The sequence below is a fragment of the Bacillus sp. NPDC057893 genome, from assembly GCF_042796455.1.
Lineage (GTDB): Bacteria > Bacillota > Bacilli > Bacillales > Bacillaceae_G > Bacillus_A.
In genome coordinates this window covers 1,029,719-1,053,251 of record NZ_JBHVNG010000001.1, presented here as the reverse complement: position 1 = coordinate 1,053,251, position 23,533 = coordinate 1,029,719, and the positions used below count along the sequence as shown (strand labels likewise).

The 23,533-nt window shown below is 34.8% G+C and carries 31 protein-coding genes; 2 read left to right on the top strand and 29 right to left on the bottom strand.

All coding sequences use genetic code 11. The features are described 5' to 3' along the window. Positions 1–7: 7 nt before the first annotated feature. From ACFVQC_RS05810 to ACFVQC_RS05700, 23 genes are all read right to left on the bottom strand, one after another. Positions 8–3,829 carry a hypothetical protein gene (locus ACFVQC_RS05810; RefSeq protein ID WP_377897630.1) on the bottom strand — a complete coding sequence of 1,274 codons (3,822 nt, stop codon included), beginning with the start codon at positions 3,827–3,829 and terminating at the stop codon, positions 8–10. A gap of 231 nt (positions 3,830–4,060) precedes the next feature. Continuing rightward, positions 4,061–4,408, bottom strand: coding sequence for a hypothetical protein (locus ACFVQC_RS05805; RefSeq protein WP_377897629.1), 348 nt, complete (start codon positions 4,406–4,408; stop codon positions 4,061–4,063). A gap of 4 nt (positions 4,409–4,412) precedes the next feature. Next, a complete protein-coding gene (locus ACFVQC_RS05800; protein ID WP_377897627.1) occupies positions 4,413–5,006 on the bottom strand; it encodes a major tail protein in 594 nt (197 codons plus the stop codon). Beyond that, positions 5,007–5,339, bottom strand: a complete 333-nt coding sequence (locus ACFVQC_RS05795; RefSeq protein WP_377897625.1) for a hypothetical protein — start codon at positions 5,337–5,339, stop codon at positions 5,007–5,009. Then, a complete protein-coding gene (locus ACFVQC_RS05790) occupies positions 5,336–5,680 on the bottom strand; it encodes an HK97 gp10 family phage protein (RefSeq protein WP_002138037.1) in 345 nt (114 codons plus the stop codon). The genes ACFVQC_RS05795 and ACFVQC_RS05790 overlap by 4 nt, the downstream gene beginning before the upstream one ends. Before the next feature lies 1 nt (position 5,681). After that, positions 5,682–6,032, bottom strand: coding sequence for a phage head closure protein (locus ACFVQC_RS05785; RefSeq protein ID WP_377897622.1), 351 nt, complete (start codon positions 6,030–6,032; stop codon positions 5,682–5,684). Position 6,033: 1 nt separating this feature from the next. Next, positions 6,034–6,327: a hypothetical protein gene (locus tag ACFVQC_RS05780; protein ID WP_377897620.1), complete on the bottom strand. Its 294-nt coding sequence runs from the start codon at positions 6,325–6,327 to the stop codon at positions 6,034–6,036. Between the two features lie 12 nt (positions 6,328–6,339). Continuing rightward, positions 6,340–7,491, bottom strand: a complete 1,152-nt coding sequence (locus ACFVQC_RS05775; protein WP_377897617.1) for a phage major capsid protein — start codon at positions 7,489–7,491, stop codon at positions 6,340–6,342. A 3-nt stretch (positions 7,492–7,494) separates the two neighbouring features. After that, complete coding sequence (locus ACFVQC_RS05770; RefSeq protein WP_269481491.1) at positions 7,495–8,238, bottom strand: head maturation protease, ClpP-related; 744 nt, start codon at positions 8,236–8,238, stop codon at positions 7,495–7,497. Next, positions 8,238–9,389: a phage portal protein gene (locus ACFVQC_RS05765; RefSeq protein WP_269481492.1), complete on the bottom strand. Its 1,152-nt coding sequence runs from the start codon at positions 9,387–9,389 to the stop codon at positions 8,238–8,240. Before ACFVQC_RS05765 ends, ACFVQC_RS05770 begins: the two co-directional genes overlap by 1 nt. 8 nt (positions 9,390–9,397) lie before the next feature. Further along, the gene (locus ACFVQC_RS05760; protein WP_377897615.1) at positions 9,398–11,065 is read right to left on the bottom strand and encodes a terminase TerL endonuclease subunit; all 1,668 of its coding nucleotides are present in this window, start codon (positions 11,063–11,065) and stop codon (positions 9,398–9,400) included. Then, positions 11,062–11,373 (bottom strand): P27 family phage terminase small subunit, encoded by a 312-nt coding sequence (locus ACFVQC_RS05755; protein WP_340851450.1) that lies wholly within the window; start codon positions 11,371–11,373, stop codon positions 11,062–11,064. The genes ACFVQC_RS05760 and ACFVQC_RS05755 overlap by 4 nt, the downstream gene beginning before the upstream one ends. A 125-nt stretch (positions 11,374–11,498) precedes the next feature. After that, positions 11,499–11,834, bottom strand: a complete 336-nt coding sequence (locus ACFVQC_RS05750) for an HNH endonuclease (RefSeq protein WP_377897613.1) — start codon at positions 11,832–11,834, stop codon at positions 11,499–11,501. Next, a complete protein-coding gene (locus ACFVQC_RS05745) occupies positions 11,827–12,084 on the bottom strand; it encodes a hydrolase (RefSeq protein WP_377897611.1) in 258 nt (85 codons plus the stop codon). The genes ACFVQC_RS05750 and ACFVQC_RS05745 overlap by 8 nt, the downstream gene beginning before the upstream one ends. A gap of 6 nt (positions 12,085–12,090) precedes the next feature. Further along, the gene (locus ACFVQC_RS05740; RefSeq protein WP_377897609.1) at positions 12,091–12,309 is read right to left on the bottom strand and encodes a hypothetical protein; all 219 of its coding nucleotides are present in this window, start codon (positions 12,307–12,309) and stop codon (positions 12,091–12,093) included. 322 nt (positions 12,310–12,631) lie between these two features. Beyond that, complete coding sequence (locus ACFVQC_RS05735) at positions 12,632–12,865, bottom strand: hypothetical protein (RefSeq protein WP_377897607.1); 234 nt, start codon at positions 12,863–12,865, stop codon at positions 12,632–12,634. A gap of 437 nt (positions 12,866–13,302) precedes the next feature. Further along, a complete protein-coding gene (locus ACFVQC_RS05730; protein ID WP_377897604.1) occupies positions 13,303–14,094 on the bottom strand; it encodes a hypothetical protein in 792 nt (263 codons plus the stop codon). A gap of 442 nt (positions 14,095–14,536) precedes the next feature. Beyond that, positions 14,537–15,106: a hypothetical protein gene (locus ACFVQC_RS05725; RefSeq protein ID WP_377897601.1), complete on the bottom strand. Its 570-nt coding sequence runs from the start codon at positions 15,104–15,106 to the stop codon at positions 14,537–14,539. A 300-nt stretch (positions 15,107–15,406) separates the two neighbouring features. Beyond that, positions 15,407–15,787 (bottom strand): hypothetical protein, encoded by a 381-nt coding sequence (locus ACFVQC_RS05720; protein ID WP_377897599.1) that lies wholly within the window; start codon positions 15,785–15,787, stop codon positions 15,407–15,409. Between the two features lie 336 nt (positions 15,788–16,123). Further along, on the bottom strand, positions 16,124–16,666 hold the full coding sequence (locus ACFVQC_RS05715) for a site-specific integrase (protein WP_002142885.1): 543 nt from the start codon (positions 16,664–16,666) through the stop codon (positions 16,124–16,126). Further along, positions 16,666–17,148, bottom strand: coding sequence for an ArpU family phage packaging/lysis transcriptional regulator (locus tag ACFVQC_RS05710; protein ID WP_002142886.1), 483 nt, complete (start codon positions 17,146–17,148; stop codon positions 16,666–16,668). Before ACFVQC_RS05710 ends, ACFVQC_RS05715 begins: the two co-directional genes overlap by 1 nt. A 27-nt stretch (positions 17,149–17,175) precedes the next feature. Continuing rightward, positions 17,176–17,346, bottom strand: coding sequence for a hypothetical protein (locus ACFVQC_RS05705; RefSeq protein WP_377897596.1), 171 nt, complete (start codon positions 17,344–17,346; stop codon positions 17,176–17,178). A 113-nt stretch (positions 17,347–17,459) separates the two neighbouring features. Further along, complete coding sequence (locus ACFVQC_RS05700) at positions 17,460–17,582, bottom strand: DUF3983 domain-containing protein (protein ID WP_085960919.1); 123 nt, start codon at positions 17,580–17,582, stop codon at positions 17,460–17,462. A 253-nt stretch (positions 17,583–17,835) separates the two neighbouring features. On the opposite strand from ACFVQC_RS05700, the gene ACFVQC_RS05695 reads away from it, so the two are divergent. Continuing rightward, entirely contained in the window at positions 17,836–18,051 is a 216-nt protein-coding gene (locus ACFVQC_RS05695; protein WP_078177833.1) for a spore germination protein, read from the top strand. 121 nt (positions 18,052–18,172) lie between these two features. On the opposite strand, the gene ACFVQC_RS05690 is transcribed toward ACFVQC_RS05695, so the two are convergent. Further along, on the bottom strand, positions 18,173–18,346 hold the full coding sequence (locus ACFVQC_RS05690; protein ID WP_002144262.1) for a hypothetical protein: 174 nt from the start codon (positions 18,344–18,346) through the stop codon (positions 18,173–18,175). 1,255 nt (positions 18,347–19,601) lie between these two features. On the opposite strand from ACFVQC_RS05690, the gene ACFVQC_RS05685 reads away from it, so the two are divergent. Further along, the gene (locus ACFVQC_RS05685) at positions 19,602–19,982 is read left to right on the top strand and encodes a phosphoglycolate phosphatase (protein WP_219919701.1); all 381 of its coding nucleotides are present in this window, start codon (positions 19,602–19,604) and stop codon (positions 19,980–19,982) included. Positions 19,983–20,313: 331 nt separating this feature from the next. On the opposite strand, the gene ACFVQC_RS05680 is transcribed toward ACFVQC_RS05685, so the two are convergent. The 5 genes from ACFVQC_RS05680 to ACFVQC_RS05660 form a co-directional block, all read right to left on the bottom strand. Continuing rightward, complete coding sequence (locus ACFVQC_RS05680) at positions 20,314–20,505, bottom strand: DUF3954 domain-containing protein (RefSeq protein ID WP_000512853.1); 192 nt, start codon at positions 20,503–20,505, stop codon at positions 20,314–20,316. A gap of 71 nt (positions 20,506–20,576) precedes the next feature. Beyond that, on the bottom strand, positions 20,577–20,939 hold the full coding sequence (locus tag ACFVQC_RS05675; protein WP_377897594.1) for a cell division protein SepF: 363 nt from the start codon (positions 20,937–20,939) through the stop codon (positions 20,577–20,579). Continuing rightward, the gene (locus ACFVQC_RS05670) at positions 20,914–21,102 is read right to left on the bottom strand and encodes a hypothetical protein (RefSeq protein ID WP_016109007.1); all 189 of its coding nucleotides are present in this window, start codon (positions 21,100–21,102) and stop codon (positions 20,914–20,916) included. The genes ACFVQC_RS05675 and ACFVQC_RS05670 overlap by 26 nt, the downstream gene beginning before the upstream one ends. Positions 21,103–21,104: 2 nt before the next feature. Further along, positions 21,105–22,427: a replicative DNA helicase gene (dnaB, locus tag ACFVQC_RS05665; RefSeq protein ID WP_219919703.1), complete on the bottom strand. Its 1,323-nt coding sequence runs from the start codon at positions 22,425–22,427 to the stop codon at positions 21,105–21,107. After that, positions 22,424–23,374 carry a DnaD domain-containing protein gene (locus tag ACFVQC_RS05660; RefSeq protein ID WP_377897593.1) on the bottom strand — a complete coding sequence of 317 codons (951 nt, stop codon included), beginning with the start codon at positions 23,372–23,374 and terminating at the stop codon, positions 22,424–22,426. The genes dnaB and ACFVQC_RS05660 overlap by 4 nt, the downstream gene beginning before the upstream one ends. Positions 23,375–23,533: the final 159 nt, after the last annotated feature.

Below are 23,533 nucleotides of genomic sequence, written 5' to 3'. Positions count from 1 at the left end.
CCCAAACCTAAAAGGCTGAGTTTCTCTTGTTTTCTCTATCTTGATATTCAGTTGTATATCGATAAGTACCTCGTGCAACTTCTCGTCCATCTAAATTAACAGGCACTTCAATTGCTAATCCACCACCTGGGATCGCAAATTCACCATTTACCCCTTGACCTTGATATAATCCGTTAGCTTGTAATCCTATATTGCCAACATTAACTGTCGGTACTGCTGCTTCGCTCATTGCTTGAGATGCACGGTTTATTATACCGATTGAGTTTTCCATACCAATCGCAAGACCAGCTCCAATATGCTTACCAACTTGATCTCTCATTAATCTTGATGGACTGTGAATGTCAAAGAATCCAGTAAAACCATCTAAAATACTGCTACCGATGGATTTCACCTTATCTAACACTTTTCCAGCCATACTTCCTAAACCGTCTATTAATCCACTTATTATATCTTTACCTATCTTAAATAAGTCGATCTTTCTTAAAGTATCAACAATCTTCGGTATAATATCAGTCACAATTGTAGAACCTAACTGTCCCACCATACTTACAATACCTTTTATTAATGCCCAAATTAATTGAACACCAGCTTCAAGTATCTTTGGCAAGTTTCTAATTAATTCCCCTGCTAACGTGATAATAAGATTAAGTGCTGCCCCAACTAACTGTGGTAAGACTTGGACAATCCCTGCAATTAACATAAGCAAAATTTTGATACCCGCTTCAAGTATCTTTGGTAAATTCGCAATTAATGTGGATGCTATTTTAACAATTAAATCTAAGGCTGCATTAATAAGTTGTGGTAAGACTTTTACAATCCCATCTATAATAGCCATTAGAATTTTTATACCGGATTCAATTATTTTAGGTAAGTTCGCTAGTAATGTATCTGCTATTTTCGTTATAAGATTTATTGCTAAATCTATTAATTGCGGTAGCATTTTAATGATTCCATCTATTAAGCTAATTAAAACTTTAACACCAGCTTCAATAATCTTTGGTAGATTTGATGTAATTGCTTCAATCAAAGTTGTAATGACTGTAATAATCGCTAAAGCGATCATAGGTAAAGCTTGTGTAATACCTGTGATTAACGAAACTAATAAATTTATTCCTATTTCAATTAACTGAGGTAAAAACGACATAATCCCATTAATAATGGTTTCAATAATCGTTACAGCTATTGGAATTAATTGCGGAATCATCTGCATAATTCCATTAATTAAAGTCATAATCAATTGAAGCCCTGTCTCTATAAGTGTAGGTAAGACTTGTACAATTCCAGAGATCAATGTTTGAATAATTTGTATTCCAGTTTGAACAATCATAGGAAGATACGTAACAATCATTTGTGAAATTGTATTTATAATCCCTACTATCGCTTCAAGGATGATTGGAGCCGCTACGACTAATCCGTTCACAAGACTTGAAATCATTTGTGATCCAACCTCAAGAAATTGCGGTAAGGCTGTTGTCACAAAATTAGCTATATTAGTAAAAATGCTTGTAATGGTTTCAAGGATAATCCCTGAGTTTGCATTCAAATATTCTGCTATCGCTGGTAAATAACGAGATACAGAGACAAGAACACCAGGAAGACCACCAATAATTGCTCCTGCTATAGAAGGACCAATCGTCTTAAAGATTTCACCTAACCGGCTAAAATCTCCTGAAAAAACAGCTTTTATGGCATCAAAAAGATGAAGACACGCTTCACGTATTTTACTAACTGCTAATCCTATTATTTCAGCTGCATCTTGGAATCCTTTTGGTAAATGGGTAATCCAATCATTTAAGTGATCGCCATCTGCGGCCGTCCAAAATAAGTATTTACCTAATGAAACGAGTATATCTATAAAGCTCTGTATACCACTTATCACGCCAGAAATACTATTTTTAAACCCCTCGTTATTTTCCCACAGTTTTTTCAATCCAATTACCAATCCGACTATTGCGGCGGTGGCGGCTATAAATCCTCCTACCACTAATGCTACTGGACCAGCGACAGCCCCAATACTTACACCTGCTATTCCAGCTATACTGGATAAGGTCACAAATACTGGGGCTAACGCCATGCAAGCTCCGATTAGAATTCCAATAGCAACAGCAATCGTTGTTAATGCGGCTGCTAATGCTGGATGCGCTGAAACCCAACTTGCAAAGGCACCAATTATATTAGCTATTACACCTAAAAGTGGTTCGAGAGCCATTTTTAAATCGCCCATTGCTTTTTGGAACTTTACAGCCGGACTTGCATCCATCTTCTTTATCATTTCGTTTAATTGCTCTTGACTCACATTCAAATCAACAACTTTATCTTTTGCGCCTAATAACGTATTTATAATATTTTGCCCTTGATCTTCGTACATTGTACCGAAAATTTGAGCGCCAATTAGATTTTTCTTTGTTGCATCGTCTACACCATCTAAAGCTTGTGCAATTTCCACCATAGCTTGTGAACCGCCTTTACCACCTTCAGCTACAGCTTTACCCCATTTCTGCATTTGGTCAGCAGAAATCTTTGTTCCTTCAAGTAAATCTTTGAGAGCTTTAGGAACTTCATTACCAAATTCAGCTACTCGAATACGCCCTTCTTTCAAACCGTCTAACAGGTTATCAATATTCCAAGTACCAGTTTCAACACCGGCTGCCATAATAGCTTGTACTTCTTCTGCTGTATACCCAGCTCTTGTTAGTTGTCCACCGTATTCAGCAATAATATCTAATTGCTCAGGTGGGAATCCCATTTTTAATAAGGCGTTTGTTAAAGCTAAAGCACTATCATTAGTTATTCCTAATTCATTACCAATTTCATTTGTTTCTTGAATTAATTCGGTAAAGTCTATACCGGCATAAGAAGTTGCTATAGCTGATGCACCTTTTACAATAGCTGTATTCGCTTCGTCGCTCACATTTTTATTTAAAGCCCACTGTCTTCTTGTTCCTTCAAGTGCTTCCTCCACATCAACGCCATAAGCTTCAATTCCTCGAACAGCTTGTTCAACGGATTTCTTTGAAGAAGGCGGAACTTCAAACGTTACATCGATTTTGGTTTTTAATTTAGAAGTATCAAGTGCTTTTTCAATTGTCCCTTGAATACCACCAACCGCCATCGCTCCACCTAACATATTTTCTAAACCAATATCTAATTCTTTAAAACTTTTACCTGCTCTTTCAGCTTCTCGTGAAAGGTCTCTCAAATCATTTCGAACTTGTTGTATTGAATTACCGTCGTCTACAGATCTAAGAGCACGTTGTAACTTCTCAATATCAGCTTCTGCCCCTAAAGCTTCACGACCAATAAGCCCAATCGCTTGACCTAACTGTCTGCTTGTAGCCGTGCCACTTTTAATTGCATTCACAAGACGATTTCCTAACGCCCCTGCAAAATCATCAACACTTTTCCCTGTAGCTCTAAATAATGTTTCTAATTGTCTTGTTGAACTTGCTACACTGTCTTGTTCAGCCTTCATGTTTCCAAGTTTATTTTTCAGACCATTAAGCGATCCTTCTGTAAATTCAATTTCACGTCTAAAAGCGCGGTATTGTTCTTCGGAAATTTTCCCGTTTTGGAATTGAGCTTGAACTTGCTGCTCTGCCGCTTTCAATTTGTCTAGCTTTTGTGTTGTATTTTCAATTGCTTGTGTAAGTAGTTGCTGTTTTTGAGCTAACGCTTCTACATTGCCTGGATTAAATTTTAAAAGGCGCTCAACATCTTTTAATTCTTGAGTCAAATCATTACTACGTTTATTGACATCTTTTAAAGCATTTTGCAACGGTTCAGTATTACCACCGATTTCAATCGTAATCCCTTTAATTCTACCTGCCATTTTCTCACCTCTCTTTCTTAGAATTTGTTAAAGTCGTTTTGAGTTGCTTTACGAGTTTTTTCTTGTGGTGGCTTCTGCATTTCTAAATATTCATCAATATAATCAAGGCACATACCAATTGTCATATCCTCTAAATCAGCTTTTGTGAGTTTGCACCTATAACACAAAACAAGGAACGTTTCAGTTGTGAATACATCACCCTGATCCGCTCCTTGTTGACTATTATTATTGCTATCTACAACTTTTTTTAGATTGAATTGTGGAAGCTATCATATCTTGAATATCTTCTAAGATTTCAATGATTGGAAACTCATCAAATGACTCTAACCACACCATAGGCTCCGGTATGTCTTTATCTGCTGTTTTCGCCATTGTCCAAACTAGATTATAGAATACCTCGAAATCTACACTATCTAACTTACTTGGATCTAAATTTTCCATATCGATTTTCCCAAGTGGCGCTAACTTAAGAAGCTGTGCGAAATAATCTTTTCCGAATTGTGCTTTAAATCGGACTGGCGTTCCTCCTGTGCTTTTCAAACGAACGTCTTTACCATCTACAACAATTGTTTTTTCCATCTAATTACGCTCCTTTTGGTGCTGCTGGTGTTTTTACATACACTTTTTTGTACCAGTCTTTATAAATTGCTGGTGTTGTTTTAGCAGTCGTTTTCGTTTTAACCATTGGTCTTCCACCAGGTGCTAAAACAATTGGACTAGAAACAAATTTCAATTCATTTGTATTCGGTTCAGCTGAGTTTGTCTTTGTTTTAGATGCGATTGTCGGACGACTTGCTGAACAGTTATACATAACATGGCGGGTTGCATTCACATCACCATCAAACTCAAATAATAAAGCGAATGGTTTTCCTTTTGCATCAGCCAATTCATTTAACACGCCATCCGTTTCGTCTAATTCCTCACCAAGTGCATCAATAGCAAATTGCTCTGGAATAGTCGCAATGGATAACGTTCCATCATAGCCTTGATTGTTACTTGCCGCGTAATAAAGCATGTCATCTGCATAGAATTCAATTAAATCACCGCGTGGCTCAAAAGTTAGTTCAACTCCACCTGGTAATGGAATTGGTGTCCCGAATTTAACTAAAAAATCCTTAGTATCTAATGGTACATAATGTACATTTTTCAAACCGAATGTTACCTTATTTTCATTCATTTACATCAACCTCGTTTCATAAAATTTTTGATATATTTTTTCTGTTTCAATAATCCCTTCGAATGGCGAATCATAAGGTATTTCATGATTGTCCAGGACCTGTTCAAGCTTGGCTTCTGCAACTGAATCTTTTCTATTTGTATAAAGCTCTATATTTAAATCATTTATCTTGTGATAGACCTTATTATCAGCCATGAGATTGGCTGAACCGTCCACAAGAAAACAAATATAAGGTGGAGCTGGAACAGGATTAGTCGGCGTTGCTGTGAAATGCGAATAAGCCACAGGATAACCTGTAGCTTCAAGAATTTTTGTTAATTCACCTAATGTCATCGTTGAACCGCCCTTTCAATTCGTCTTGGCAATTCGTCGATTACATACTCTTCAACTGGAAGAATATGCACTTTCTTCGGTACTCGGCCTCCACCAGCTTTCGCATGTCCATTTTCTAAAAGATGTGTTAGTTGTCCTTTTGTATTATGAAGAACAACGCCCTTCCCTTCTTTTTTCTTGCGCCAGCCTTTACGATAGCCGCCCGTTTTTTTAGGACTATTTTGCTTTAATTTACCTACAGCAATATCTGCTACTTCATCGATTTCATTTTCCAAATCTTCTTCTACAACTTTTGCATACCTTTGCAACTCCCTAGCAAGATCACTCGCAAAATCATTCATATTAAGTATGCTCCTTTGCGATAATAGTCAATGTTTGATACATTTCATCATCATTCATTGGCGGTTCGATAATATCAAAGATACGGCCTTTCATATTAATTCGCATTTCTTCCGTAATACCAGAAGTATATGAAATCACAAAACGATACACCCGTGTAGCCTGTGAAGCTGAAGCTTCAATATACTCGGAACCTTTCACCGTTTTTATCATCGCCCATGCCTTTTTTAATTCTGGCCAAGATGTTTCGATTACCTGGTTTAATTCATCTTTTGTTACTACAGGTTGTTCGATAATAATTCGATTCCTAAAATCACCTGTATTTAAAGGTTTTTTATATTGAAAAGGACGCATATTAATCACCGTCCAATTTAATTTCTTCTAAAGCTTTTCCGATGCTTAAACTATTAATCTGACTTAGAAAATTCTGATCAAAATATTCTAGTGCATCGTTATAAACATAACGAGAACGTTCAAAGACTAACTCCTTGAACACCTCGTCATTATTAAGATCATAATCGCCACAAACTCTGACTAAATCTTTATTTGATGCAAATAAGATGCGTCTTAGGTTGTCATCTTCGTCATCACCTAAACGCATCCTATCTTTGAATTGCTGTAATATTTCATTTGAAATTACTGTTTCCATTTACATCATTCCTTATTTAGTTGCTGGTGGTGTTTCCTCAAGGCTTAATGTGTAAACTTGTGAAGTATATTTGTCCTTCGGCTTACCCGTAGCATATTGTTTAGCAATATAAAGCGTTGCATCCTCTAAAGCTAATGTTTCTTCATATTTTTTAATTGGCTCCGTTCCACCCATTGCTGCAATATACTCTCCTTTAACAAAAAACAGGACCTTACCTTGAGGTACAAATACTGATTCTGTAGGAGTTGGATTGAACGGTAAGCTTGTCACATACACTCCAGCCGCATTTTGAATTGTTGCATTTGCTTGGATATCAAAAGTATCAAACGGATTTGTTACCATAACAACTTTCCCAGCAATATTTTTTGGTCTGTCTGCATCAGTTTTCCCATCAGGATTTAGCTTTTTAGCCAGTAATTTAACAACGCCTTTTAATTCATTGATTGTTTTGCGACCTGGTTCAAACGTTAAAGTCCCTGCTGTTTTTTTATCTGGATATACTCCTCCAACAACACTTCCATTTGGATCTTTTAACAATCCGATAGGCTCATCTTTACCTGTACCAATTACAAATCCACGTTCTAAACCTACAGACATAGCTTCTGAAATCATTGTACGAACATATCGTTCCACCCACACTGGACCAAGTTTAAGCATGTCATTTGCCAATGGGATAAATGCCGTTAATTTAAGTTGGGAGATAGACTCTTTTCGGAATGTAGCATTTAGTTGTCCTTTAATATCACCGAATAATGGTCCCCATACAGCTGCACCTTCTGGATCTCCATAGATAAATTCTGTCACAGCACCTAAGTTTTCTAATCCGATATGTTCTAACAACGGATGACCTTGAACTAAATCATCAAAAATTCGTTCTTGCGTTGTCTTAGGTAATGTTTCAGTATCTTTAAATCCACCATCTTGAACGACTGCATTGAAGAATTTCATTTCCTCACTCGTTAATACGTTAGAACCACGAGACTGCATAATAGAACGGTCTACAATAGATTCATTGACTTGATTCAAGATATCCGAACGAACATCTGTAGCAAGTGCTTCAATCATGGAATTTAAAGCCGCTGTTTGTTCTTCTGGCGTTCCTTCCTGCGTTGCTTTTGCAAAAGCTAGTTTTTTATCTTCAAAGTTATTAAATTTAATTACCATAATTTATTTTCCTCCTAAATTTAAAAAGAGCGTACTCAGATTCTGTTTTGTTTTAACAGGCTCTTGAATAAGCTCTTTTGGTTTTTGATTATTTGGCTGTTTCGTATACTTAGCTACTAAATCTTCTTTAAAATTTTCTACAACTTCCTCTTCTTCCTCTTCCTGCGTATCATCTATTTCAATTTCATCAGCAATTTCATCAGCTAAACCAAGAGCAACTGCTTCCTCTGCCGTTAGCCAAGTTTCATCTTTTAAAAGTTGTTTTAATTCTTCATCTGTTCCAACAAACCGTTTCTTATAAGATGCTGCTAAGGCTGAATCAATCTTCCGTAGATCTCGTGCTGTTTTTTCAAATAGATCTGCATTTCCATATTCAAAGGTACTCGCTTGATGAATCATCATCATAGTATTACTAGGCATAATGATTTTATCACCTGCCATTGCAATTACAGATGCGGCACTTGCTGCCCAACCATCAATATGAACTATAACTTCGGCATCATGCTGCTTTAACTGATTACAAATTGCTACACCATCAAACGCTGAACCTCCACCCGAATTAATATGAACGTGAATTTTTTCTGCTTTTACATCTTGAATCTTTCTTCTTACTGCTTCAGCGTTATTTTCACTAAACCATCCACCGATTGACCCGTAAACGGTTAATTTGTACTCATTTTCACCTTTTGCCTCAAAACGAATATCTCGTTTTAAATTTAAAAGTTTATTCATGTTCAAATGTTCCATCATTTCTCACCTCCTTCAGATTCATTTAGTTTCTTATAGTTCTTTGTAATATGATGGATATTTAAGTTTGGATCATCAGAATCTTCATAATCTACTTCTGAACGAATCTCATTTCCTGTAAATGCACTTGAAGAAATAAGCTTATCAATACTTGTTGCAAGGTCAAATATACTCTGATAAGAAACAGCCTTAACTATAATCTTTTGTCCTGAAAGATATTCATTCATTTCAAAGAATTTAACATTTGCTTCATCAGATAGCTTTTTTAATAACGGTCTTACTGTGAAAAGCATATAATTTTTCGTTTGCTTCTCTACATCAGCCATTTCTCCATATAATAAAGCTGTCGGAATACCGATGGCCATTGCTACTTGATTTAAAAAACCACTGGTTACTTTGTTTATTTCTTCCACACTCGGCCCATTCGCAACACCATTATATATTTCGTTATAATTAATACCCTTTTGTTGTGGAACAATAGCGATATCTTTCGTACCAATCGCCTTATACATATTGTCGATAAACTCTTGTAACTTCGTTATTTGTTCTTCTGTTTTGGCACCAATCATATCCATATCGACCGTGCCACGAACTTGATTTTTACGTTTTTGAGAGTTTAATATCCTACTAAATAAGTCCCCATAATCTGCAAATAATCCATCAATAAGCGGAGACAATTTATCATTTCGATACTTTAAATGAATAACTTCACTTTGCTTAAAACTTCTCTTAAACATGTAGTCTTTTACTATTACATCAGTAAAAGTATCTTCATACACAGCATACTCATTATGTTGAAATCCATCGGCAATAAGTAAATCGCCATCATCTGCTTGTATAACTAAGCATTCATTATCATAAATAAGTTTACGAATAAATCTTTCCCAGAAAGTGCTGGCCGTCATGTTTTTGTTCGGTCTAACGTTTAATCGATAATACAGCTCATTCTTCTCAAATGCTTTACCGTTTCTTACTCTGAATTCAGATTGACTAATCGTTCTTCCTAGAAAAGATACGCATGTATCAAGTGCTAATCGTTTCATATGAACCCTGTTTGCTGTATCAGCAATCAAATCCAGATCAACCATAAATTCTAATTCTTTATTTCTTTTAAATACTGAACCTAAGCCTAACCATCCAATGATTATCACCCCCTTTATTAGAACTTAATATCGCTTAATATAAAGTCAGTTGCTTCTTGTATTTCATCTGCTCGATAAAGAGCGTGCACAAAGCTCTGGAATCCGTCAGTTTTTCTTCGCACCGGTCCTTTCTTTTCATACATTTTGTTTCCGTCACCTTTAATTACAACCAATACATTTTGTGTATACCAGCGCATAAGAGGATTATCGCCGAAAACAATTTGCTCATTTGCAAATGCCATTTCAATCCGCGGTGCTAATAAACTATGAATTGCTTTAGGATTTCTTATAACTTCTATTTCAAATCCTTCTGCAACTAATAAAGGTCTGATCGCTTCCATCCGGAAGTTATCGGCAATAATTTTCTTAACACCATATTGTTCACGCATTTTTACAAACCAATCAACGATGTGTTGAGGATTGATAGTTGGCTCGTCCACAACAGTTAATAAACCTTGTTCTTCCCATTCTTTTATGGGCGCAAACTTCTGTTTTTTGAACTCACCTGCTTTTTTGGAATATCCATAATAAATATCAACAAATTCTTTTCGTACAAAGGAATGTGTTTTAAAAAGATAATCACCAGATTGCCTAAATAAAAGACCACACGCTGCGAAATCCCGGATACTTGCAAAGTCCAACGAACCAATACATTCTTGTCCATGTAAATCTGGAAACGGTCGGTCTGTAGCAAGAATTTCTGACCACTTTGCAACAGAGCGTTCTAAATTAGTAACAGGTAAGTTCATACGCTTTGTCATGAACTCTTCTCTATTACTCGGGTCGTCTTCTAAATCTTCATATTCTTCCTTAATTGTTTCAAGTAACCCTTCAGCATACTCACTTAAAGGCTTAGATAACATGGGATTCGCAAGCTCCCAATTATCAAGATCATCTACTTCATTTTCTTCATTCAATTTACAAATAAAAGGAAAGACAGCATTCGGACGTGCTTCGCCGTTTAATACCTTCATTGCCTTTTCTTTTTGCTTATCTAAAAAACCGTCACGAACATATCCATCTGTACCAATGTAAAATTCACGTGGGTTTTTCTTTTTCCCTAAACCACTGATATGAACACGGACATCTTTATTGCTTTCGTATTGATGTATTTCATCAAATACAACCGCACCATCACGCAAACCATCTTTTGTATCTCCATTTGAAGTCCTAAATTTCAGTACACTTTCAGTAGCCTTTGAAACTGTTTGAGTTAACGTTGTTTTAAAGGCTCTTTTCAAGACCTCATTCTTCTTCACACATTTATGAACTTCGTCAGGGCTTGTTTTTGCTTGTTCTTCACTATTCGCTACAACTGAAATGTTATACTCTGGAATGCCATGTAATTCACTAATTAAAAAGTGAATAATAACAGAAATCAGACCGTTTTTACCGCCGCCACGACCTAACATCCATAGGAATTTTCGATAAAATACACGTCCATTTTTCTTATAAAATAAAAAGACGAATGCTATTAATAATTTTTGAAATGGCTGCAATGGAAAATACCACTTCTCACCGAAGTTGATACAATCCTCAATCATTTCATCATCAAAATACAAATCGTCTCTGTTTAAAACATGTTTTTCTAGATATTCAATTAACAGTTCTCTTTCTTTATTGAACTTTACTTTCCCACTTCGATAAAGTTCAGTATATTCTTCCACATACTTTTGCTTAATCATGTAAGATCACTTTTGCTATAACCTGCATTAGGGGTATTATTCTTAACAACAAATTTTATATCTCTCCCTAATGCAATTAAAGAACTGTTAATTTTATTCCTCTCACTTATAAGAGGGTGGGCCTTAACGAAAACTTGAGTTCCATTTTTAATTGTTACGGATTCCCCTTCTTTAGTTATCGTTTTATTAATTTTTCGAAATGCTTTAACTAGATCAATATAGCGTTCTACTTTTTCAACTTCAACTAAATCTGTCGTATCAATACTATTCATAAGCTGTTCCTTTAACCTTACAATACTAACAGCCATCTACCCACCCCCCCTTACGTGCGTATTTCCGAAAAAAACCTGACAGTTAACCCCCTCCTCCGGTGCCCCTTAGACGAAAAAAAGCCCAATTCTCGAACCGGGGGGGTGTTTATGCCGAATCATTTTTACCACTTTTCATCATTTTCCCATTTATTCTGTTTCTTTTTGAATGTTCTACCGTGTTCTTTATTATGGCAATCCACACATACTGTTTCTAAATTGTCTATTTCTAATGCAAGTTCTGGATGATGTTCAAGTTCTTTTATATGATGGACAACGAGTTGAATCTTCTTACGCTTTGCACTCTCACTATACTCATTGGTATCTGTTTGAACTCGACCGTTACGTTTACATTCCTGGCACTCATAGTTGTCTCGCTTCTTTACTTGTTCCCGTATACTCTTCCACTCACCACTATCATAGAACTTACGCTTCTGTTGTTTGGTTTTATATTCATTCATCCGTCTTTACCCAACGTACTTTATTACCTTTATCTCTTTCCAGTAATTCTTTTATTGATGTTTGTTCCAGATATTCTACAGAATAAAGCATGTGGTTCTCGCCATACAGTTTGTAGTACTTGAATCGATTAACATCAATCCCAGCCTTCTTGTACGCTTTCTCGTGCGGCTTAAGGTATTTGATATACGCTTTCTTATCAATAGGTATAAGACCCATCACAGCAATCTTACCGTTTAAAACACTGTCCAATTATCCTCACTCCTTACTTTCAAGGAATACATCCATTGTTTTATCAAGCAAACTAATTATCGCTTCTCTTCTTTGCTTTGGCGTTGTGTTATCATGTAGCTCATTATGAATTATACTTGCCTTCTCTAACTTGTCAGGATTAATATGTTCATTTACTACTTGCTCACCCAATATTGAAATGAATGTACCAATCACAACTGATTGTTCTTGTTTAGTTATTTTCATTTGTCTATTCACTCCTTACGGTAATCCCTTTATAAAATAAGTATTGCTACTTGAAATACCTCAATGTAACATTAAATTGAGGTGAACATAATGCAAACTTTAAAATCTTTAAAACGTGACCTATACATATTCATTCCATTGTTCATTTATTTTTCTTCGATCTTCATTTCAATATATATTATTGACAATACATTTAACTGGCTAAGTTTTATACTTGCAATAGGAATGTTATATGTCTGGGTATCAAGCTTAATGGATATTAAGAAGAAGAATTATAAAATAAAAAAGCATCCTATTTAGATGCTCTCTGCGCTTAATTTTTCTATATAATACTGATCCCTATTGTCATAAGGCTACCTAATACAATACATACTAATCCTATTAATATTAAAAACTCTGGTAACTCAAAGTGTCCGAGTATCATACTTAGAATTAAACCTATAGGAAATGCAAGGACTTCTATCCAACTTATATCCCCATTTTTCCTTATTATATAGGACGTAGTTATACCGATAATTAAAACTCCTAATACAATTAAACTTAATCCTAATGCCATTCATCCACCATCCTTTTTTCATTCATATTACCATAAATAAGCAATCATTAGAGTTACTTCCTTATAAAATAAAAAGCAACCGAACGGATGCTTTTTCGATAAGTATTAATTTATACTTCAATTACGGTAAATGAAGTTTTTTTCTTCTTCCAATCACCTAATGTTGTTTACATTTATCTGGTCCAATAATATTAAGTAACTGGAAGAAGAGCAAAAGCCCTTCTCCGTATACATAACGTGAATTACAATTGAATATGAAATCAAGAAACAACTATTAATTCAATCTGCAACCATCGCCACCGGTTATGACGATCCATTTTCAGTTATAAGGAATTTTGTGAGAAATGTTTTCCGCCACTTCTCACAATACAAATATATCACGTTAATTCCAAAACAACCGGCACATTTACTGCCAAAAAGCGGTCACGTCTCTGCCACTAGAATATAGCAGGTTCATCTAATGTTGAATGTACAACTGGAATATTCTCTAACCCATATCTTTTTAGTACATCCTTAACTAGAATCGCAAACCATCCTGGTAAAGTCGGAGCTATATATATCTTTTCAATTAATTTTTCATAATCAACTCTTACAATTTTCCCCTGTTCATAAACATGTTCCTGCTTAAACGTTTTCGCAGCAGGGTGTGAAATTAAAACCCTTAACTCTTTTTCATGTTCAAATGATTTTCGTTTATGAAGAAATGGTGCAATATGATCAGGCATATCAGATGTAGTATCGACATTATAATCAATATATCTAACTGGTTCCATAAAGATATTTTGCATCCAATTCTCTTGCTTAATTCCTTCTATATCCAAGCAGCCTTTCAACCTTCCATATGTACTTTGAATGGCTATCCCTTCACTACTTTGAGAATATAATTTCCACATTGCTTCTGATTCATATTCATTCATATGCCAACAATTAATTACTACATACTTTCTCATTTCTTCTGCATCCATGGAAGTTGTTTCTTTAATTACCCTTTTAAATTTCTCCATTTTCTCCTCAATTTCTGGAGAGTCTAAATGTCTTTTTGCGTCTTCTATATGGCTTAACCACCTCTTTTGATCATTAACCGCAAGTGAACCTTCAAATTGATCTTCAAACTTATCTGCTCTACAAAAATATAAACCGTATTCTATAAGGCTTAAAAACTTAGTAAACCCCATATATCTCCATAATTTTGTTTCATCTAATATTTGGTTATTAAATTGATTCCACATTCTCTCACCCCGTATAAATTTCAAGTACATACATATATTACAATATTTTTCAACGAATTACCTATATCTTATATTTTGTGTAAATACGACAAACGCTAGAGCCCGTGATATTCATAACTTCATAAAGCTTTCTTTTCGAGTTACATAGCACAATAAAAATAGTTAACTGTATACAATTAAAAAGAATAAGATAAAGATAGCATTTTAATTTTCACCATGGCTTTATGCATCCCATCTATTTTGTAATTTCTACTTTCTAGTTTGTGATGGTTTTAAATTTAATTCCTTTTCTATCTCAATAAGTGGTTTTTACCATTACTCGCTCTTTATATTTCAAATATTTTATCACGGTCTGAACTACGTTTTCTCGCCAACTACAATTCACCTACCTCCCTTGTACCACAAATGGTTAAATAAAAAAAGCAGCCTTTTTTAGGCTACTTTATAATTCAATTACTAAGTGTCTTACATTTTTATTAACAGTCGGATCATTATCGGCTACAAGATTATTAAGCATTGTCTGCGCAATAATAGAATTATAATTAACTTGTTTCAAATACTTATCAAATGTCTTTATCAGATTTCTTTCAACTTTATTTTGTAAATGATTACCTGCCATATGCACTAGTTGAATACCATTTTCAGAATCGACTAGTTTTGGCCCTTCCCCATCATTTTTTATGGTATAGGCCAATATCTTCCCATTTTGGATTCCACCCACAATAAATTGATTTTTAGTTTCACTACGAGGATATTGTAACAATTCTTGTTGAATCTCTAACACTACTTCTTCCAAGTTATACGACTCATATTTGAATTTATACTTATTAGCTATATTTGTGCAGATTTCTGCACTCCCTGTAAATGCAATAAACTGTTTCTCGGAAATTTTTTTGAATTTCTTATAGTCAGAACTCAATTCAATAAATTTCCCATCAACCTCTATTGATTGCATTCCATCAGACATAACTGTGATAAATTTCTCTGATACAACTACTGATACAAAACTCATATTCCCACTCCTTATTATTAATACAATCAATTATAATGTATTTTGAAATTAAGATATACCAAAAACTAAATTATCTATTCACTTACCCATATCTTATATTGTGTGTAACTGCCCCCTTCGCTAAATCCCTTGATATCATTGATTTCATTTAACTTTCTCTTTTGGGTTACACAGTACGAAAATTATGAGTAACTGTATAGGGATACCACCAACATTTTGTAAAATAACCTACGCTATGCGGAAAAATAAAATAAGCTGCCCATGTGGACAGCTTATTTACATAATTATCGAAAGCGGAAGTTACTTTTTAGATTGTAGTTTAAAGGTTTCTATTTTATCATTCCAACTCATAGTAATCTTTATTACATCATTTTTATTAGTTATGGTACAACCTTCACAAATTATTTTAGTTTTAATAGAGTTTTGATCTAGTAAAACATTTCCGTCCCCTTTTCGACTACCATCAGTTTCATATTTATATTCAATATTACCTTTAATTTCTGAAGGATCCCCTTTATAAATTAGAGTAAGTTCACTTGCTTCATTATTTTCATCATATGTATAGCCTTGGTACGTACCCATCCAATTTTCACTCTCACCTTTAAGGGTAAACCACTTATCATTAGAACAAGCTCCTAATATAAGGATTATTAAAACAAACAGGAATTTTATTTGTCTCATCGAATCCTCCTATGTATCTTATTTATATTACCTTATATTCCCATTTTACTGTATTAAATTTATAGTGAGTACTAAAAAATTAATGAATATTAAATACATCCCTAGTCAACATAACGTCTCATTATCGGTAGCAAGGAAAAGGGAGGAAACCGTACTCTCACCAAGAAACCTTCTTTTTTTATTCTATGGATCTATGCACTTTTTTATACATTCCTATCCTAGCACGGTTTTTGGATTCTTGTTTGTTACTAGAACTGTATAAAATCTTGCATACTCTTAGCATGAGTTTTTCCAAAATACTGCAATACCCTAGATTTAAAAAGAAATAAGCAGTGATTAGATTTTAAACCTAGTCATTGCTTTATCCATTGCATCTTGATTTACACCTATATAACGTAACGTGACCTTCTCTGACGAGTGATTGAATATCTCCATAAGTAATGCTATGTTTTTGGTTTGCATGTACATGTGATACCCATACGTCTTTCTCAAAGTATGCGTCCCTATCTCATCTAATCCAAACTCTGCTGCAGCTCCACTTAATATCTTATATGCCATACTGCGACCAATCGGACGATTCTTCCCTTGTCTACTTTTTAATAGGTACTCATCATCTTCTCTATTTTCATTGAACCATTTAAGTTCTCTCTTTAGTGCTGTTGTAATCTGTATACGCTTCTGCTTACCTGTCTTCATTTCACGCATTGAGATGTGGCTGCTTTTTAAATCTCCAACCTTTAGTTTTAAAATATCACTTATACGTAACCCTGTATTAATTCCCATCACGAATAAGATATAATTACGGTCACTCTTTTCTTTCAAATATTCTTTTATCTGTTGTATTTGCTCTGGATTACGTATTGGTTGAACAAAATTCATTATTCATTACCTCCAGTCTCTTCTGTCTCGTAAACTTCTAATCCAAGTGCAAAAGCTAGTTTATAAAACGCTTTAGACTTCCAACGGCGATAAGTACGCTCTGACATTCCGATTTCGTTATAAACCATGTAATCACATACATCCTCTTCTTCTAAATAACGTTTACAAATAATATCCCTTTGGATACTTCCTGCACGTCCGTTTCCTAATCGATTTAGAAATTGATCAATACGTAATGACATTCTTTCGAGCCATTCTTCACGTTTACTTTGTTGAATATTCGCTATGGCAACATCTTCTAATGGCTTACCAACTGCATGTGTAGGACCGTGCTCGCGCATTTCATAAGAAGGAGTGACTTTCATTTCTTTACGCATCATCCCAAATTGTCTATGTATACGTACACTTTCCAACACGCCTTCTAATTCCTCTTGTGTTGCCGTTCTATCGATTTTTGGTAAGAAAGATAATTGTTTAGTCATGTAAGACCACCCCTTTTTATTTTTTAATTACTTTTGTCTTAAAGCTCCACGTCTACGTTCATAACGTGGTCCGTGAATACCCATTAAATCTTCAATGCCACGAGTGCTTAATTTCTCTTTTTGTTTTTTCTTGTTTTTCTTCTTCGCTTGTTTTGATTGCTTATTCCACTCACGCAATTGATCCCTTAGCACCTTCATTTCTCCATCTCCCTTTTCAAAATAAAAAGGACACCATTTCTTAAAACAGCTCTATTGCTGCTCTAAAAATTGGTATCCTCTAGTTTTCTAGCCGGACTGTATTCTGTTTTCATTTATTTGATAATACCAGCCTGCACAAAGATGTTTCTCCAAGCTTTGTTAACTTGGTATTTATCAACGTCTATCGCACGACGAGCGATAGCTTTTCTTATTTTCTTTTTCTTTGCATTTGCCATTCCTCTCATCCCTTTCATGCAAACGTCTCTCATTTCCATTTTGGAGCGTTTCACTCCTCTTGATACCTATATTACATTCAAAAATAATCTAAACGTGAATTGTACCTATTTTATAAAGTCCTTTTCCCCACAAAAGGATTATTTCATTAAAATCTTCACAAACCATAACTTCGAATTCTTAGATCCAAATGAACCTCTAGACGAATACACCATATGCTAATTTAAATACTTTCTAGGAAAGCAGGTGAGTACTATGCCATCAGTTGTAGCAAACCTTGTCGTACAAAATAGTGCTGGTTCTTTCAATTTAGGGGATTTTTATAACGTATCTCCGAAAGAAAATACGAAAGCTTATAATGGTTCGGGCTCCTCAAATGTTGGATTTGTCGTTAATACCTTTAGCGGTGTTAGCGCAACAAACACATTTGATGCTGATGTTGCAGACCAAAATCAAGTTGGGACAGCTTAAATTTATTCACTTCCTTCTCCCCCCTGAATAAAACTCAATATCCCGTCCATACTATAGATAACCCATCTTTAATGTACTGTAACCATTTAAATCTTCTTCAAGACTGAGCAGTTAGCTTTTGCTAGCTGCTCTTATTCTGTAAGTACATCTCATCTATAATTACATCTTTTTCAATTAGTTCTTCATCCTCCACAAGACCATTACGTACTTTATCAATTGCTTTATCTAAATCAGGTGCCTCCACAAATGCTTCATAAGATTTAGTTTCAGTAAATTCGACGCGATATCTTTTCAAATCCATCCCTCCTGAATAAAATTTAATAATTCGCAAATACTATACACAGGCGATAAGCCAGAACTCATTTAACTGTCCCTGTAGTTCTTCTCTTCTCTTCTCTGTATTAAGCAGCTAGCTTTTGCTAGCTGCTCTTTTTCTGCAATTGGTTACATTTACCTGATGTTTTCAACGTAATATTACGTTAAAATATAAAAGAATAAAATATATTGAGCTGTTATACCATTACCTTAGGAAACTAGGGTTCTTTTTTTTATAAAATAGCGTTTTTGTTTAAAATAATATCTTTAAATCAATTGGACACATTTACCGGTTTGTTTACCACAATATTCATGTTAAAACCCCTTGTGAGTATGGCATAACTCAACCTTTTGAAGCCCTGTAACATTTCCTGCGGGGCTTCTTTTTTTTCAACAAGCCATTAGTTAATTGCGCTGACTACCTTGATGTACAAAATAACGATTTTGTTCACTTTTATAGCTTACTATTCCTCATAGTTGTGTTTTTCTTCTAGGACTTTTATAAAGTTAAAGTGTCCATCGAGATAACAATCATTGATATAACCCCAAAAATATATTTCATTAACTTCGCTTAAAGTAAAATTTTCATTTTTTCATTCAACCAAGTTCATAACATATTCTTTTCCTCCGATAAAATAATGATTAGGTGCCCCACGCGCATTTTATCCGCTGGAAATAACACCTTTTACGTACTTAACTATTAGAAACTTCATTTCTGCTACTTCTGCAATAGCAATTTTGTTCACTTTTTCGATACATTTATGAAACATTCATATGTTATCTTCAGTATGTTCTAACCTTTTTATAAAACCGTGTGAGATATACCAAAACAAGAATCCCTAGAGCCCTAACTCTAGGGATTCTTGTTTTTAAATAAGGATTTTGTTTAAATTAAATCTAAATCCCACTCGATGATTTTCTTTAGTGACATGCTTCATAAATCAAATTAAGGCATACAATATTAAAAATTTACTCATGAAAATCTGATTACATTTTTTTGCTTCTCATGAGACATTCTGATTACATTTCTTCTACGAGCACACATATTTGTGTGCTCTATTCATTTATGGTTAAATAACTATTTTATTCAACTTTCCATTAAGCTAATTTTTCTAATAAACCTTACAAATTTGTAATACTAATGTCACCTAAAAGAATGTCTTCCTGGTTAATAATGGTTTAATATATAGATTGTTAACTTGATTAAACAAAACACCATTGGTAGGTGACAGTTTGTGGAAAGAAAATTATTACGTTATGGCATTGTATGTATAGCTTTTATTACTATCCCCATTTTATTTATACACTTTGTTTCATCTCAATTCGTTCCAAAAGAATACAGTGAAGAATGGCCGGAAGTAAGTAAAACTGCTAAACTAGTAACTATCGGTTACTTTAAAAAAGAAAAGGATCTTGATATTATAATTAAAAAAGTTGAACCTTCCGAAGAATATAGAACACATGAAATCCACCTATGTGGACATGTGGCAGATAATAAAAAGCAAAAAATTTCTGCTGTTGTAAATTTTCGTGATAACTATTCAATTAGAGACACATCTGAAGTTAAAATCAAAGAGCCTTTAAATAAAGGTTGGATGCTCTTTCAGTTAAAATAACGCTTTTGTTATAATTTATGAACATATTTTAGACCTAAAAATCCTACCGAATATTTTTAGGATAAATTTACCGGATGAATTAGCAGAAATTTCGTGTTATTCTGAACGTGTTGAATAACCCAATACATTCAACAATGCTCTTGATTGCATACTTAGTATGCAGCCATCCATCCAGATACCTTAGCTAATACGTCCCCCTAATCGTCGTTATTGCTAAGGTATCTTTTTATACGCCCTGTGTGCAGGGCTTTTTTATTTCAGTGATGATGCTCTTTTTCCCATCTCATTATCGATGCTTTTAGTCCAATTTTTTAATAAAATTCAAATTTGATTAAAGTAACTGTGTTTTTCGTTCTTCCATACGAATTACTTTCCCACTTTGATATACAAATGATTGTTCACCAAATCCACCTTGAGGTGGTTCTATTAGTTGGACTTGACCATTTTTAACAACATATATTCCGTTTATTTTCAAATCTATTTCAGCTGTCATTTCTACAAGATTTTCTTTTCTGATTCCCACCAAGATCACTCCCATATGTTATAATTACTTTGTCGAAGTAAGTCGGGAGCAATCTCGGCTTTTTTGTTTGTCTACAAATATCGCACAACATTTTCTGGAACAAATGATTGTTCAAGTGATAAATGAAGCCGTATTGGAATCGGCTTTTTTTCATCCCGTGCTTGCTTACACATTTTTTCTGCTTCTTCCCATACAAATTCTTTATCCTCCGCTCGCTTATAACGCCAAATTCCAATTGTGTAATCTTCAAATAACTCATAACGTTTATCAGGCGCTGTCGTTGGTTTTAATTCATCAATCGCTTTGGCATGACGTGGTATTTTTACAACCACATCTGCATACCGTAATTTTGAATTCAAACGGTTAATATGAGCTTTCTTAGGATCAAATGATACAACTGGTTCCACGTCAAAAATTGTTAATTGCTTTGGCATTGTTCTTTCCCTCCAATACCTGCAAGCTTGCAATTAAGATTCCTTCAAGCTGCGTTAACGTTAGCTGATCTAATGTTTGTCCGTTAATTTCAGCTAATCCTAATCCCAATAATTTACGAATGATCGCTAGTTTTCTACGCTCTACTTCCTGACGTAACAACATGATTAAGCCTCCTGTTGGTGATTGAACTTCCGCTCTAAATTTACAAACTTACTAAATTCTTTAATGAATGCTAATTCAACAACACCAACTGGACCATTTCTCTGTTTCGCTAAAATGATTTCCGTTATGTTTTTATTTTCTGTTTCACGGTCGTAATAATCTTCGCGATATAAGAATGCGATCAAGTCCGCATCTTGCTCAATTTGACCATTCTCACGTAAATCTGATAGTAATGGGCGTTTATCCTGTCTGCTTTCAACAGCTCGGCTTAATTGTGATAATGCAACCACACATACATTTAGCTCTCTTGCCATAAGTTTCAACTTGCGACTAATCTCCCCAATCTCCTGCATGCGGTTTCCTCTATGCTTCGAATCACCTACAATAAGCTGCAAGTAATCAATTGCGACTAGCACCTTTTTATCAGGATACTTACGCTTTAATTTCCTAGTCTTTGCGTAAATCTCTTGCATCGTTACATTTGCTTTATCGTAAATTTCTAATGGTAAATCATTTATCAAGCCCATAGCCTGACTAATCTTTTCCCAATCCTTTAAATTACATAGCTTTTTAGGGTTCTTTAATTTCGTAGCATCTATATTTCCAGTACTTGAGATCATACGCTTAAGTAACTGTTCTTCGCCCATCTCTAGAGAAAAGACCCCTGTTGCTGTATGAGCGCTTGCTGCATGGAATGCAATGTTTAATACAAATGCTGTTTTCCCCATCGAAGGGCGGGCACCGATAATAATTAAATCACCTTCTTGCAATCCTGCGGTCATTCTGTTTAAGTCGTCATAACCAGTTGGTATACCGGTTAAATCCCCTACATCAATTTGCATGTTCTTATACAGATCAACTAGGGTTTCCTTTAGGTTAAATTCATCTGAATAACCCGTCTCCTCAATGGCGCTTAATTCATCTATCGATGTACTAATAGCGCTCATATCTCTTTCATGCTGAAGACGATTATATAAATTACCAGCAACCTCTTGAGCATGTCGCATCTTCCAAGCTTCAATCACTAAACCTTCATGATACGAGAAGTTTTTAGTTGTTGTTACAACTTCTGTCAGGTTTACAAAGAATTCAATTCCGCCAATCTGATTCATAAAGCTTTCATCGAATTTCCCCATGAGAGCGACAAGGTCTATTGGAACCTCAGCATCCTCTAACTCTCTCATCGCTTTAAAAATCACTTGGTGTGTTGGTAAAGAAAACTGTTTTGCCTTTAGCTGGCAATCTTTAATTAAATCGCCTTCTTGGATAATGCTACCTAAAACACTTTGTTCAGCTTCTGTGTTACGAATCATATCGTTACTCATTGAACCATCCACCCACTTTTTTGATTAAACGCTGCAAGTTCTTCATCCGTTGGAATGTTTTGTTCCCATGATTCTTGCTGCTGTATTACGTTTTTAGTAGATTCCGATAAGCCTTTTTGTTGATAAGGTGCTTGTGTCTGTTGCTGCGCTTTTGTTAATCGCTGAGTACGAAATGCTTTATCAGCTGCCTCAACGTCCATTATTGTTTTCAATCCCTTAAGATGCCAATCTCTTAAAATCGTATTTACGTAATTCATGTTTCTTGTATTTTTCTCTAAAGCGATTTCCATAGCTTTTACAACAAGCTCTGCATTTAAATCATCTACCCATGCATGAATACCATCTGCAATAAAAGGTGTAATCAGTCCGAAGTTTTGTTCGTAAAAAGAAATCGGATTAACCTCAACAACTTCTTCCGCGCTTGCGCGTTCTTCTTGTTGTTGTTCTTTTTCTTCTTCTTTTTCTTTTTCTTCTTCCTTGCTAGGGTCTTGGAAGCCCCTTATAAGCCCCTCCAAACGGATTGATAAATACTCCTTAATACGAGGGATTTTGAAATCTTGTTCACGTTCTAATTGCAAACATGTTTCATAGAAATCAGCTAAAAAATCTTGGTCCTTCACAGATTGAATCTCTTTTAATACACACTTTTCAATGTTTACATTTTTAATCGGATTGAATTTCAACCAGTTGATTAAGAACAACTCTTTTGTTTTTTGGTTGTAATTAATTTTTCCGTACTCAGCAAAACGTTCTAGTAGCTTCATAACAGTTTCACGGTTATATCCTGTATCGGTTTCAATAATACGAAGTGGAAGCTCATAGATTCCTGATTGAGACGTCTTACTGTTTGTCATCAAATATAAGTAGAAATACTTCTCCTCCGGTGTAAGATCTAAAACAAATGAATCCTGCCAAAATGAAACGTGTACTGGTCTATAAACTGCCATATTATTCATCCTCCCGTTTACATATCGCAAATCCGTCCTCTACACGTAATAAGCGATAATTCTTGTATCCTGTTTTGAGATATTGGTTTACTAAGTAAATTAGGTGTTGCTCTGATGTCGCTTGCTGAAATACCTTAGGGTTCAGCAACACACTCCGTT

Coding starts and splice junctions, on each gene's coding strand:
- ACFVQC_RS05810 (WP_377897630.1), bottom strand. CDS start 3,829: ATGGCAGGTAGAATTAAAGGGATTACGATTGAAATCGGTGGTAATACT.
- ACFVQC_RS05805 (WP_377897629.1), bottom strand. CDS start 4,408: ATGGAAAAAACAATTGTTGTAGATGGTAAAGACGTTCGTTTGAAAAGC.
- ACFVQC_RS05800 (WP_377897627.1), bottom strand. CDS start 5,006: ATGAATGAAAATAAGGTAACATTCGGTTTGAAAAATGTACATTATGTA.
- ACFVQC_RS05795 (WP_377897625.1), bottom strand. CDS start 5,339: ATGACATTAGGTGAATTAACAAAAATTCTTGAAGCTACAGGTTATCCT.
- ACFVQC_RS05790 (WP_002138037.1), bottom strand. CDS start 5,680: ATGAATGATTTTGCGAGTGATCTTGCTAGGGAGTTGCAAAGGTATGCA.
- ACFVQC_RS05785 (WP_377897622.1), bottom strand. CDS start 6,032: ATGCGTCCTTTTCAATATAAAAAACCTTTAAATACAGGTGATTTTAGG.
- ACFVQC_RS05780 (WP_377897620.1), bottom strand. CDS start 6,327: ATGGAAACAGTAATTTCAAATGAAATATTACAGCAATTCAAAGATAGG.
- ACFVQC_RS05775 (WP_377897617.1), bottom strand. CDS start 7,491: ATGGTAATTAAATTTAATAACTTTGAAGATAAAAAACTAGCTTTTGCA.
- ACFVQC_RS05770 (WP_269481491.1), bottom strand. CDS start 8,238: ATGGAACATTTGAACATGAATAAACTTTTAAATTTAAAACGAGATATT.
- ACFVQC_RS05760 (WP_377897615.1), bottom strand. CDS start 11,065: ATGATTAAGCAAAAGTATGTGGAAGAATATACTGAACTTTATCGAAGT.
- ACFVQC_RS05755 (WP_340851450.1), bottom strand. CDS start 11,373: ATGGCTGTTAGTATTGTAAGGTTAAAGGAACAGCTTATGAATAGTATT.
- ACFVQC_RS05750 (WP_377897613.1), bottom strand. CDS start 11,834: ATGAATGAATATAAAACCAAACAACAGAAGCGTAAGTTCTATGATAGT.
- ACFVQC_RS05740 (WP_377897609.1), bottom strand. CDS start 12,309: ATGAAAATAACTAAACAAGAACAATCAGTTGTGATTGGTACATTCATT.
- ACFVQC_RS05735 (WP_377897607.1), bottom strand. CDS start 12,865: ATGGCATTAGGATTAAGTTTAATTGTATTAGGAGTTTTAATTATCGGT.
- ACFVQC_RS05730 (WP_377897604.1), bottom strand. CDS start 14,094: ATGTGGAATCAATTTAATAACCAAATATTAGATGAAACAAAATTATGG.
- ACFVQC_RS05725 (WP_377897601.1), bottom strand. CDS start 15,106: ATGAGTTTTGTATCAGTAGTTGTATCAGAGAAATTTATCACAGTTATG.
- ACFVQC_RS05720 (WP_377897599.1), bottom strand. CDS start 15,787: ATGAGACAAATAAAATTCCTGTTTGTTTTAATAATCCTTATATTAGGA.
- ACFVQC_RS05715 (WP_002142885.1), bottom strand. CDS start 16,666: ATGAATTTTGTTCAACCAATACGTAATCCAGAGCAAATACAACAGATA.
- ACFVQC_RS05710 (WP_002142886.1), bottom strand. CDS start 17,148: ATGACTAAACAATTATCTTTCTTACCAAAAATCGATAGAACGGCAACA.
- ACFVQC_RS05705 (WP_377897596.1), bottom strand. CDS start 17,346: ATGAAGGTGCTAAGGGATCAATTGCGTGAGTGGAATAAGCAATCAAAA.
- ACFVQC_RS05700 (WP_085960919.1), bottom strand. CDS start 17,582: ATGGCAAATGCAAAGAAAAAGAAAATAAGAAAAGCTATCGCTCGTCGT.
- ACFVQC_RS05695 (WP_078177833.1), top strand. CDS start 17,836: ATGCCATCAGTTGTAGCAAACCTTGTCGTACAAAATAGTGCTGGTTCT.
- ACFVQC_RS05675 (WP_377897594.1), bottom strand. CDS start 20,939: ATGCCAAAGCAATTAACAATTTTTGACGTGGAACCAGTTGTATCATTT.
- ACFVQC_RS05670 (WP_016109007.1), bottom strand. CDS start 21,102: ATGTTGTTACGTCAGGAAGTAGAGCGTAGAAAACTAGCGATCATTCGT.
- dnaB (WP_219919703.1), bottom strand. CDS start 22,427: ATGAGTAACGATATGATTCGTAACACAGAAGCTGAACAAAGTGTTTTA.
- ACFVQC_RS05660 (WP_377897593.1), bottom strand. CDS start 23,374: ATGGCAGTTTATAGACCAGTACACGTTTCATTTTGGCAGGATTCATTT.